The organism is Acrocarpospora catenulata, from assembly GCF_018476525.1.
Taxonomy (GTDB): domain Bacteria; phylum Actinomycetota; class Actinomycetes; order Streptosporangiales; family Streptosporangiaceae; genus Acrocarpospora; species Acrocarpospora catenulata.
Window position 1 is genome coordinate 113,858 of the sequence record NZ_JAHCST010000002.1, and the last position, 11,409, is coordinate 125,266.

General features: G+C 71.9%; 9 protein-coding genes. 4 read left to right on the forward strand and 5 right to left on the reverse strand.

From position 1 onward, the window contains the following. Positions 1-13: 13 nt before the first annotated feature. Genes KIP79_RS02475 through KIP79_RS02485 form a run of 3 tightly spaced genes read left to right on the forward strand, consistent with a single transcriptional unit; the run spans position 14 to position 3,202 of the window. Entirely contained in the window at positions 14-1,114 is a 1,101-nt protein-coding gene (locus tag KIP79_RS02475) for a toxic anion resistance protein (RefSeq protein ID WP_308169531.1), read from the forward strand. After that, positions 1,111-2,622, forward strand: a complete 1,512-nt coding sequence (locus KIP79_RS02480; protein WP_214103033.1) for a substrate-binding and vWA domain-containing protein — start codon at positions 1,111-1,113, stop codon at positions 2,620-2,622. Before KIP79_RS02475 ends, KIP79_RS02480 begins: the two co-directional genes overlap by 4 nt. Continuing rightward, positions 2,609-3,202 carry a hypothetical protein gene (locus KIP79_RS02485; RefSeq protein ID WP_214103034.1) on the forward strand — a complete coding sequence of 198 codons (594 nt, stop codon included), beginning with the start codon at positions 2,609-2,611 and terminating at the stop codon, positions 3,200-3,202. The genes KIP79_RS02480 and KIP79_RS02485 overlap by 14 nt, the downstream gene beginning before the upstream one ends. On the opposite strand, the gene meaB is transcribed toward KIP79_RS02485, so the two are convergent. The 5 genes from meaB to KIP79_RS02510 all read right to left on the reverse strand — a co-directional run bounded on the left by meaB (position 3,166) and on the right by KIP79_RS02510 (position 10,084). Further along, entirely contained in the window at positions 3,166-4,125 is a 960-nt protein-coding gene (meaB, locus tag KIP79_RS02490; protein WP_214103035.1) for a methylmalonyl Co-A mutase-associated GTPase MeaB, read from the reverse strand. The genes KIP79_RS02485 and meaB overlap by 37 nt on opposite strands. Beyond that, on the reverse strand, positions 4,122-6,236 hold the full coding sequence (gene scpA, locus KIP79_RS02495) for a methylmalonyl-CoA mutase (protein WP_214103036.1): 2,115 nt from the start codon (positions 6,234-6,236) through the stop codon (positions 4,122-4,124). The genes meaB and scpA overlap by 4 nt, the downstream gene beginning before the upstream one ends. Beyond that, entirely contained in the window at positions 6,233-7,975 is a 1,743-nt protein-coding gene (locus KIP79_RS02500) for a methylmalonyl-CoA mutase subunit beta (protein WP_214103037.1), read from the reverse strand. Before KIP79_RS02500 ends, scpA begins: the two co-directional genes overlap by 4 nt. 60 nt (positions 7,976-8,035) lie before the next feature. Next, complete coding sequence (locus KIP79_RS49165; protein ID WP_214103038.1) at positions 8,036-8,806, reverse strand: peptidoglycan recognition protein family protein; 771 nt, start codon at positions 8,804-8,806, stop codon at positions 8,036-8,038. A gap of 150 nt (positions 8,807-8,956) precedes the next feature. Continuing rightward, on the reverse strand, positions 8,957-10,084 hold the full coding sequence (locus KIP79_RS02510) for an amidase family protein (RefSeq protein ID WP_214103039.1): 1,128 nt from the start codon (positions 10,082-10,084) through the stop codon (positions 8,957-8,959). Positions 10,085-10,302: 218 nt separating this feature from the next. Between KIP79_RS02510 and KIP79_RS02515 the strand changes: the two genes are divergently transcribed. Further along, positions 10,303-11,385: a DUF5925 domain-containing protein gene (locus KIP79_RS02515; protein WP_308169532.1), complete on the forward strand. Its 1,083-nt coding sequence runs from the start codon at positions 10,303-10,305 to the stop codon at positions 11,383-11,385. The last annotated feature ends 24 nt before the right edge of the window (positions 11,386-11,409 follow it).

Sequence of the window (11,409 nt, forward strand, 5' to 3'; positions counted from 1 at the left end):
TGAGGATCACCCCGTGGACCTTGTCCTGACCCCGCCCGACCCGGTCTCCCCGGTCCCCGCCGAGAAGGCCGCCTCGATGCTGCCGATCCCCGCGGAGCGCGCCGAGGAACTGGCGGGAAGGGCCCGCGAGTTCGCCGGCGAGCTGTCCGCGCTGGACCCGCGCGACCCCGAGTTCACCCGGAAGGTGGCCGGCATCACGGCCATGGGCGACGCCGAGATCCGCGCCTCCTCGCAGGTGGCCAACCGCATGCTGAAGCGCCCGGTGGCCACCGCCGAGGGCCCGGTCCCCGGCCAGCTGGTCGCGCTGCGCCGGACCATCGTGGACCTGGACCCCCGCCAGGCCACCGGCGCCCGCAAGTTCCTCGGCCTCATCCCGGCCGGTATCCGCGACTATTTCGCGAAATTTCAGAGCGCCCAGAAGCACCTGGACGACATCGTGCGCGCCCTCCGCTCCGGCCAGGACGAGCTGCGCAAGGACAACGCGGCCATCGATGGCGAGCGCCGCCTGCTCTGGGAGCAGATGCAGAAGCTCCAGGAGTACGTGGTGCTGGCCGCCGCCCTGGACGCCGAGCTGGAGTCCAGGATCATGGTCGCCGACGAGGAGCAGGCCACCGCGCTCCGCTCCGACGCCCTGTTCTACGTGCGCCAGAAGCACCAGGACCTGCTCACCCAGCTGGCCGTCTCGGCCCAGGGCTACCTCGCCCTCGACCTGGTACGGAAGAACAACCAGGAGCTCATCAAGGGCGTCGACCGGGCCACCACCACGACCGTCGCGGCGCTGCGCACCGCGGTCACGGTGGCCCAGGCGCTGGCCGGCCAGAAGCTGGTGCTGGACCAGATCTCCGCGCTCAACCAGACCACCTCGGACCTGATCGTGGCCACCTCCGAACTGCTGCGCACCCAGGCCGCCGAGGTCCAGGCGCAGGCGGCGGGCACCACGGTCAACATGGACGCGCTCCGCAAGGCGTTCGACAACATCTACGCCACCATCGACACGATCGACACCTTCCGGGCGCAGTCCGTGGAGAACATGGCGTCCACGGTGAGCAGCCTCAGCGTGGAGCTGGAGCACGCCCAGTCGTACCTGAACCGGAGCAACCGGAGCGCCGAATGAGGATCCTGCTGGCGCTGGTGCTCGTCCTGGGCCTGGCGGCCTGCTCGCCCGGCGACGGCGGGGACACGCTGAAGATCCTGGCGGGCAGCGAGGTCAAGGACCTGGAGCCGCTGCTCAAGGAGTCCGGCATCGACGTGGAACTCACCTACACCGGCACACTGGACGGCGCCGAGCAGGTCGCCTCCGGCCGGGCCGGGGAGTACGACGCGATCTGGTTCTCCTCCAACCGCTACCTGTCGCTGATCGACGGCGCCCGCGCCCGGCTGGGCACCCAGACCAAGATCATGGTCTCCCCGGTGGTGCTCGCCCTCAAGCCGGAGAAGGCCGCCGAACTCGGCTGGACGGGCAAGACCGTCTCCTGGTCCGACATCGCCACCGCCGCCACCGCCGGACGCTTCACCTTCGGCATGACCAACCCGGCCTCCTCCAACTCGGGCTTCTCCGCCCTGGTCGGGGTGGCCGCCGCGCTCTCGGACGCCGATGAGGCGCTCAGCGCCGAGCAGATCCACGCGGTGACGCCCCGGCTGAAGGGCTTCTTCTCGGCCCAGCGGCTAACCTCGGGGTCCTCAGGGTGGCTGGCGGAGGCGTACACCAAGCGCCCGGACGTGGACGGCCTGATCAACTACGAGTCGGTGCTGCTCGGCATGGGGGGCAAACTCACGCTGATCTACCCGAGCGACGGCGTGGTGACCGCCGACTACCCGCTCACCCTGCTCACCAGCTCCCCCAAGAAGGAACTGTACGACCGCCTGGCGGCCTGGCTGCGCACGCCGGAGACGCAGCGGAAGATCATGACGACCACGTTCCGCCGCCCGATCCTGCCCGAGGTCCGGCCGGACGACCGGTTCGGCGCCGCGCCCCTGCTGGAACTGCCCTTCCCCAACCGGCGCTCGGCGGCCGACGAGCTGATCGGCGCGTACCTGAACGAGGTGCGTCCCCCGGCCAGGACCAGGTTCGTGCTGGACACCTCGGGGTCGATGGAGGGGGACAGGATCGACGCGCTGCGCCAGGCGCTGGTCACGCTGACGGGCGCCGACACCTCCGCGTCCGGCACGTTCTCCCGGTTCAGCAACCGGGAGACGGTGACCCTGCTCCCGTTCAACAACCTGCCGCAACCGGGGCGGGAGTACGTCGTGCCCGAGAAGAACCCCGAGTCCACGCTGATGCTGATCCGCGGGTACGCGGGCGGCCTCCGGGCGCAGGGCGGCACTGCCATCTACGACGCGCTCCGGGAGGCGTACCAGAAGGAGGTACGGCCGGGCGGGTACACCTCGATCGTGCTGATGACCGACGGCGAGAACACCGACGGCTCCTCGCTGGCGGACTTCGAGCTGTTCTACCGGCAACTGCCCGAGGCCAACCGGGCGGTGCGCACGTTCGTGGTGCTGTTCGGGGAGAGCGACGTCGCGGAGATGACCCGGATCGCCGACCTGACCGGCGGGGCCGTCTTCGACGCGCGGCAGGGCTCACTGGCGGCGGCGTTCAAGGAGATCCGTGGCTACCAGTAACCGGGTGCTGGCCTACCTGGGGTCCCCCCGCAACATCGTGGGGTCGATCCTCGGGCTGATCGGCGTCGGGCTGGTGTTCCTGGGCGTGGCGGGCGCGTACTGGCCGGTGGTCGTCTTCGGCCTGTACGGCGTGGGCGCGCTGCTCGCCCCGGCCGGCCGCACCCGGGTGGTGATCTCGCACGCCGAGCTGGAGACGGCGGAGCTGCGGGAGGACCTCGACCGGCTGGTGGCCGGGGTGCCCGGCGCCTACCCCGCCGACGTCACGGCCAAGGTGAGCGCGCTGGCCGAGCTGCTGAGGGACGTACTGAAACGTGCCGAGGTGCTGACCGCCTCCCCCGACCAGCTGCACGTGGTCGCCCAGGCCATCCGCGACTACCTGCCCACCAGCCTGGCCGCCTACCAGAACCTGCCGCCGGCCAGGCGGGTGGCCGCGCACCCCGAGCTGCTGGCCCAGCTGGACACGCTCGCCGCCGGGCTCGGCCGGGTCGCCGACGCCGTCTACCAGGGCGACGAGCAGGCGCTGCGCGCCCATGGCCGGTTCCTTCAGGACCGGTTCGGGGGCTCAGAACTGGACCTGTAGAGCAGGTCGGCGGCCTGGGCGGGCGTGAGCGTCCCGGCCAGGACCTGGCGTTCCACCTCGGGGGCCAGGTCGCGGGTGCGTTCCCGCAGGTCGGTCAGCACCCGGTCGCGGACCATGGCCCAGGTCCAGTCCACCGCCTGGGCCTGGCGCTTGGCCACCAGGTCGGTCTGCTCCTGGTGGTGGAGCACCTGCGCCCAGAGTTCGGACAGTCCCTTGCCGGTCAGGCCGCTGCAGGTCAGCACGGGGGTGTGCGAGCGGAGCAGGCGGAGCGCGCCGCTCAGCTCGCGGGCGGCCCGAAGGGCGGCCGTCTCGAACTCGCCGTCGGCCTTGTTGACCGCGATCACGTCGGCCAGCTCCAGCACGCCCTTCTTGATGCCCTGCAGCTGGTCGCCGGTGCGGGCCAGGGTGAGCAGCAGGAAGGTGTCCACCATGGCGGCCACCGCGGTCTCCGACTGGCCGACGCCGACCGTCTCCACCAGCACGGTGTCGTACCCGGCGGCTTCGACCACGACGATCGCCTCGCGGGTGGCCTTGGCCACGCCGCCGAGCGTGCCGGCCGTCGGCGAGGGGCGGATGAACGCGTTCGGGTCGACCGACAGCCGCGACATGCGGGTCTTGTCGCCCAGGATGCTGCCGCCCGACCGGGTCGAGGAGGGGTCCACGGCGAGCACCGCGACCGAGTGGCCGAGGCCGGTCAGGTGGGTGCCCAGCGCCTCGATGAAGGTGGACTTGCCCACCCCCGGCACGCCGGAGACGCCCACCCGCCGGGCCTTTCCCGCGTACGGGGTCAGCTCGGCCAGCAGTTCCTGGGCCAGCTCGCGGTGGTCGGGGCGGGACGACTCGACCAGCGTGATCGCGCGTGCGATCCACCGGCGCGAGCCGTCCAGCACCCCGGCGGCGTAGGTGGCGAGGTCGGGGGTCATCCCTGCGGGGCGAGGTCGCGGAGGAGTTCCAGCGCGGCGTCGGCGATCACCGTGCCGGGCGGGAAGATCGCGGTGGCCCCGGCGGCGCGCAGCTCGGCGAAGTCGCCGGGCGGCAGCACCCCGCCCACCACGATCACGATGTCCCCGGCGCCCAGCTCGTCCAGGGCCTTCTTCAGCGCCGGGACCAGGGTCAGGTGGCCGCCCGCCAGCGAGGAGACGCCGACCACGTGCACGTCCGCCTCGACCGCCTGCCTGGCCACCTCCTCGGGGGTCTGGAAGAGCGGGCCGACGTCCACGTCGAAGCCGAGGTCGGCGAAGCCGGTGGCGATCACCTTCTGGCCCCGGTCGTGGCCGTCCTGGCCCATCTTGGCGACCAGGATGCGGGGCCGCCGCCCCTCCCGCCGCTCGAACTCGGCGCAGACCTCGCGGACCCGCTCGACATCCCCGACCTCATCCCGGTACACCCCGGAAATGGTACGGATGCGGGCCTCGTGCCGCCCGAACACCTTCTCCAGCGCGTCGGAGATCTCCCCCACGGTGGCCTTGGCCCTGGCCGCGTCCACCGCCAGCGCGAGCAGGTTGCCGGTCCCGGCGGCGGCCTCGGTCAGCGCGGTCAGCGCCGCCTCGACCCGGGCGGGGTCGCGCTCCTCGCGCAGCCGGCGGAGCTTGGCCAGCTGCTGGTCGCGGACCGAGGTGTTGTCCACCTTGAGGACCTCGATCGGCTCGTCGGCCTCGGGGCGGTACTTGTTGACGCCGATGACCGGCTGGCGTCCGGAGTCGATGCGGGCCTGGGTACGGGCGGCGGCCTCTTCGATGCGGAGCTTGGGCAGGCCCTGGTCGATGGCCTTGGCCATGCCGCCGTACGCCTCGACCTCCTGGATGTGCGCCCAGGCGCGTTCGGCGAGTTCGGCGGTGAGCCGCTCCACGTAGTAGGAGCCGCCCCACGGGTCGATCACCCGGGTGGTGCCGGACTCGTGCTGGAGCAGCAGCTGGGTGTTGCGGGCGATCCTGGCGGAGAAGTCGGTGGGCAGCGCGATGGCCTCGTCCAGGGCGTTGGTGTGCAGCGACTGGGTGTGGCCCTGGGTGGCGGCCATCGCCTCGATACAGGTCCGGACCACGTTGTTGAAGACATCCTGCGCGGTGAGCGACCAGCCGGAGGTCTGGGAGTGCGTGCGCAGCGACAGCGACTTGGGGTTCTTGGCGCCGAAGCCGCGGACCAGTTCGGCCCAGAGCAGGCGGGCGGCGCGGAGCTTGGCGACCTCCATGAAGAAGTTCATGCCGATGCACCAGAAGAACGACAGCCGGGGGGCGAAGGCGTCGATGTCCAGCCCGGCGCCCACTCCGGCGCGCAGGTACTCCACGCCGTCGGCCAGCGTGTAGGCGAGCTCCAGGTCGCAGGTGGCTCCGGCCTCCTGGATGTGGTAGCCGGAGATGGAGATCGAGTTGAACTTGGGCATCCGCTCGCTGGTGTACGCGAAGATGTCGGAGATGATCCGCATCGACGGTTCCGGCGGGTAGATGTAGGTGTTGCGGACCATGAACTCCTTGAGGATGTCGTTCTGGATGGTCCCCTGGAGCTGCTCAGGCGCGACGCCCTGTTCCTCGGCGGCGACGATGTAGAGGGCGAGGATGGGCAGGACCGCGCCGTTCATGGTCATCGAGACCGACATGCGGTCCAGCGGGATGCCGTCGAAGAGCTGGCGCATGTCGTAGATGGAGTCGATGGCCACGCCCGCCATGCCGACGTCCCCGGCCACCCGGGGGTGGTCGGAGTCGTAGCCGCGGTGGGTGGCCAGGTCGAAGGCGACCGAGAGGCCCTTCTGGCCGGCGGCGAGGTTGCGGCGGTAGAAGGCGTTGGACTCCTCGGCGGTGGAGAATCCGGCGTACTGGCGGATGGTCCACGGCTGGTTGACGTACATGGTCGGGTACGGCCCGCGCAGGAACGGGGCCGTGCCCGGATATGTCGGGAGATAGCCGGGGAGGTCGTCGGGGCCGTAGAGGGGTTTGACCGCGATGCCCTCGGGGGTCTCCCACGGCTCCCTGCCGGGGATCGTGGTGTGGTCCCGCCCGGCCCCCAGCTCGATGCCGGAAAAATCAGGAATTGTCGTCATTTCATCCCCCCGGCCGGAAAGTCGCTCGTGATGCCCAGGTCGGCGAAGGTGGTGTGCAGGACCTCCAGCGCGTCCGACCCCGCGTGCAGGGTGGCGTCCACGCCGGGGAACTCGCCCCGCCCGGCCAGCCAGATCTTCTTGGCTCCGGCGGCGCGGAGCGCGGCGGCCACGGCTTCGGCGTGGTCACCGTACAGGCGGTCGCTGGAGCACAGGCAGGCGACGGGCGTGCCCGCGTCGCGGAAGGCCTCCGCCATCGCGGCGGCGTCGGTGCCGGGGCCGCTGGTGACGGTGGCGATGCCGCCGGCCGCGAACAGGTTGGCCGCGAAGGACGCCCGCCCGGTGTGCACGGCCACCGGGCCGATGGTGGCCAGGAAGACCAGCGGCCGCTCCGGCTGGGCGTCGGCCAGGTCACGGAGCGCCTCGAACTCCTCGGCGTACCGGACGAGCTCCCCCGAGACGGCCAGGCCGCGGCCAGGCTCGCGGGTGAGCGGGCGCTCGGTCAGGTGCGGGAACTCGCTGACGCCGGTGATCGGGTGCTTCCTGCGGGCGATGGCGCGTGCCCGGGCCGCCCGGGTCTCGGCCACCCGCTCGGGAATCAGCCGCTCCCTGGCCGCCGCCAGGCCGCCCGCGCGTTCGATCTCCTGGAACCAGGCCCAGGCGCGCTCGGCCAGTTCGCCGGTGAGGCGCTCCACGTACCAGGAGCCGCCCGCCGGGTCGGTGACCCGGGCCACCCCGGCCTCCTCCACCAGCAGGGACTGGGTGTTGCGGGCGATCCGGCGGGCGAAGCCGTCGGGCAGGCCGAGCACCGCGTCGAACGGCTGCACGGTCACCGCGTCCGCCCCGCCGACGCCCGCCGCGAAGCAGGCCAGCGTGGTGCGGAGCATGTTCACCCAGGGGTCGCGGGCGGTCATCATGGCCGAGGAGGTCACCGCGTGCTGCGCCTGGACGGCGGCGGGGGCCCCGCACACCTCGGCCACCCGGGCCCACAGGCGCCGCGCCGCGCGCAGCTTGGCGATGGTGAGGAACTGGTCGGCGCTCGCCGCGTACCGGAACTCCAGCTGGCCGAAGGCCTGCTCGGGGGCGAAACCCGCGTCGGTGAGCGCGCGCAGCGCGGCCACCCCGCCCGCGATCGAGCAGCCCAGCTCGACCACCTCGCCCGCTCCCGCGTCGTGGTACGGCAGCGCGTCCACCACCACGCTCCGCAGCGCGGGCTGCTCGGCCAGGCACCGGTGGGCGAACTCCCCCAGCTCCGGCATGAGCGGGTCGGCGCCCAGGTTCCCTCCGGCCAGCGCGGTCCCGGAGGCCAGCGCCAGGAAGCTCGCGGCCGCCTCGGGGGTGCGCGGGCCCGCCTCCAGCACCACCGGGGCCAGGTCCAGGAAGACCCCGTCCAGCACGGCGGGCAGCGCCGCCGGGTCCAGCGCGGTCAGATCCAGCCAGAGCGAGGTGACGCCGTTCTCCAGGTCGGCCAGGATCGCCTCCCTGGTGACCGCGGGGTCCGGGTGCGCGTGCCGCTGCCGCACGTCCCACGCTTCCCCCGGCCGCACCACGCGGGGGCCGTCGGGAAGCCGGTCGTAGAGCGGGTCGATACGGATGCCGTCGTCGGTCGTACTGGCGAGCCGGCCCTCGGGGTCGTCGCCCTCGTAGCCTGATTTGCGCAGCACACCGAGGGCGAGCTCGCGCCACCGTTCCCGGGTGCCGGGCGGGAACGCGGCGGCGAGGTCAAGAGGTGACACCGTCATGCATACGGATGCTAAGCCGCCCGCCTGCCTACCTATGCCACCGGGTCGGCCAATCCGCGGTCACGGTTTGGCCTTGAACGAGGCTTCCCAGGTCAGACGGCCCACAACGCCGTCATCTTCAAGGTTCACCCGCCGCTGGAAGGTCTTGCACACGTTCCTGGACTGCTGCCCGTAGGCCCCGTCCGCGTCCAGCGTGAACCCGAGGCGCTTCATCTGCGCCTGCCAGGTCCGCACATCGTCGCCGCGCATCACCGGCGGGTAGGTCAGCAGCCGTCCCGGCCACGCCGGCGTCGTGGGATCGGTCGGCGTGCTCCCGCCTCCCCCGGGCCGCGGCGCGCCCTGCTGCACCCACTTGTACAGCGGCTCCCCGGGGCAGTCGGTGGAGTACCCGTCCCGGTGCCCCTTGATCTCCCGCCCGGCGCCGCCCTCGGCGCGCAGGTACTCGATGGCGTCCAGGATCGCGTGCAGGATGGTGTCGGTGGGCTGGATCAGCCCGGCGTTGCCGACCAGGCCGAGCACGGCGTAGTGGGCGGAGTTGAGACCGGAGCCGTTGGCGGCGGGCACGTGGCGGGGGCCGCGCCCCACGAACACCTTGCGATGGGGACAGGCGATCATGGAGTAGCCAATGTCTATCCAGCCATTTCCATCCATGTGGAAATTCTGAATGGATTTCACCATCTCAACGCATTTGTTGTGGTCGTTGACGATGGCGGGGTCGACCCGGCCGCCGGTGTAATGCACCTTGACACCGCGGGTCGAGGATAACGGCGAGTAGGAACCCTTCGGGGCTCGCGCGCCCCAGGCATTTCGGGTCACGAGGTCGATGGCCACGAAGATCTCCCGTACGTTGTGAACGGCAACCGAGCGTAATGCGGAACGCGCTGGAGCAACTGCCGATTGCCCAGATTGGAATGTTCCATGTCCGGCCGGGCGAAATCTCCGCCCGGCCGGACCGGTCCGCAGCACCCTAGCCGGGGGTCGTCACATACGGGCGGCGAGGTCGAGCAGGGTCTCGTCGTGGCCGCGGGCCGTCATCAGGGTGAGGCCCAGGGGGCGGCCGTCCAGCAGGCCCACGGGCACGCTCAGGGCGGGGGTGCCGGAGAGGGCGGCCAGGCAGGTCAGCCGTACGGTGGCCAGGCGGCGGGCGGGGTCGGCGGGGCGGTCCAGCGCGGGCGCCGCGCCCGGGGCGGAGGGCAGCACCAGCACGCCGCCGCCGTCCAGCAGGACCCTGATCCGGTCGGCGGCCTCGGCCACCGATTTGCGGGCCAGCGTGACCTCCTCGCCGGTGAGGCTCTCGGCGCGGCGGAACCGGGCGGCGACACCCGGGCCGAACTCGGGGCGTTCCCTGGCGATCCACTCGCCGTGGCTCGCCCACGCCTCGGCGGCCTGCACGACGGTGAAGGCGTCGGTGACCTCGTGCCCGAGGGGGGTGCGGTGCACCGGGAGCCCCAGCCTGGCGATGGCGGGGGCGAGCGCGGCCCCGACCCTGGGCGACAGTTCGCCCCACAGGTCGGCGGGCACCTGCGCCCGGGTCGGCTCGCCGGTGCCCCCGCCGCCGTCCAGTAAGACGGCGGCGGCCCGGGCGAGCAGGCCGAGGTCCCTGGCGAACAGTCCCGGCACGTCGAAGGAGGGCGCGAGCGGCACGATCCCGGCACGGGAGACCCGCTCGTGGGTTGGCCGGTACCCGTAGATCCCGGTGTAGGAGGCCGGCACCCGGATCGACCCCGCGGTGTCGGTGCCCAGCCCGAGCTCGGCGCTTCCCCCGGCCACGGCCGCGGCGGACCCGCTGGAGGACCCTCCGCAGACGTGTCCGGGCGCGATGGGGTTCTCCACGACGCCGTAGTGCTGGTTGGTCCCGCCCAGGCTGTAGGCGAGCTCGTCGCAGTGCGTCTTCCCGGTCGGTACGGCGCCCGCCGCGCGCAGGCGGGCCACCACCGCCGCGTCCTCTCCCGGGATCTCGTGCGTCTCCAGCCACCGGGGATGTCCCGCCCCCGTCGCCACCCCCGCGACGTCGACGACATCCTTCACGGCCACTCGCACCCCGTTCAGCGGCCCGTCGCCCGACTTTCCCGAACATGTCCCCCACGGCACGTACGGATCGATGCCCACCCATCCTCCCAACTGGCCCTAGGCGGTTACTCCCCACTCCTACGCCTCAGCAATTTCACCCCCGGTCTACGCCGGTTTCAGGGAGGTTACACCTAAGATTCACGCCCGTACGGCGCCTGGAAAATGCTTCGACAGTGAAAGGGGTTCGTCGGGATCATTGCGATATGACCGTGGTTAAGGAGGTTCAGTTCCCCGCTTCCCGTGAAGGTGCGCGTGAGGTGTCACGTGAACCGCTCCCGATGAAGGTGTGGATCGACGACAGCGACAGCCCCGCCGACGTCATCGACGCGATGGCGTTGTCCCCGTTCGCCACCGGCACGCAGCCGTGGGCGCGGACGGTGAGCCTGGACCGGGTACGGGCCGACGCCCCGCTGGCGGTGTCGCGGGGGCGGCTGCTGCGGGCGGCCGACGCCGTGGACGGCCCGAGCTCACGACTGTACGCGGGGGACGGCTGGACGCTCCGGGTGCAGCGGTACAGCAACCAGGCCGCCACCGTGGGGGTGACGGCGGTCTCCGAGGAGCTCGCCAAGGCGATCATGGACGAGGTGCTCAAGGACGCCGAGGAGCCGGTGCCCACCAACGCCGACGTGGTCTCCATGGGCTTCTGGTGGATGAGCGAGCACGGGCGGCGCCGCTCGGGCAAGAAGATCACGACCTCGTCCTGGGAGTCGGTGCGGGCGAACTACCCCCGGGCCGCGGCGGACCGGCTGGACCGGCTGATGGCGGCCCGCCCTGCGGACGTGAACGGCAGGCTGCTGCTGCTCCACGGCCCGCCGGGCACCGGCAAGACCACGCTGATCCGCACGCTGGCCCGGGAGTGGGCGGGCTGGTGCCAGGTGGACTGCGTGCTCGACCCGGAGCGGCTGTTCAACGATCCCGGCTACCTCATGGAGGTGGCGGTCGGCTGCGAGTGCCCCGACCACGAGGAGGGCAAGTGGCGGCTGCTGGTGCTGGAGGACTGTGACGAGCTCATCCACGCCGAGGCCAAGCAGTCGACAGGGCAGGGTCTTTCCCGGCTGCTCAACCTGACCGACGGGCTGCTCGGGCAGGGCAGGGACGTGCTGGTGGCCATCACCACCAACGAGGACCTGGCCCGGCTGCACCCGGCGGTGGTCCGGCCCGGGCGCTGCCTGGCGCAGATCGAGATGGGCCGGTTGGAGCCCGACCAGGCGGCGGCCTGGCTGGGGACCTCGGAGGGAATCGGGCCGAACGGGGCGACGCTCGCCGAGCTGTTCGCGCTGCGGGCCGGTTACCTGTCGTACGAGCCGGAGCCGACGGGCGGCATCGGCCTGTACCTGTAACCCCAGTGGTGATCTCGGCGACCG

Excerpts from the sequence above, each read along its gene's own strand:
- meaB (WP_214103035.1), bottom strand. The coding sequence starts at position 4,125 with ATGACCCCCGACCTCGCCACCTACGCCGCCGGGGTGCTGGACGGCTCG.
- scpA (WP_214103036.1), bottom strand. The coding sequence starts at position 6,236 with ATGACGACAATTCCTGATTTTTCCGGCATCGAGCTGGGGGCCGGGCGG.
- KIP79_RS02480 (WP_214103033.1), top strand. The coding sequence starts at position 1,111 with ATGAGGATCCTGCTGGCGCTGGTGCTCGTCCTGGGCCTGGCGGCCTGC.
- KIP79_RS02500 (WP_214103037.1), bottom strand. The coding sequence starts at position 7,975 with ATGACGGTGTCACCTCTTGACCTCGCCGCCGCGTTCCCGCCCGGCACC.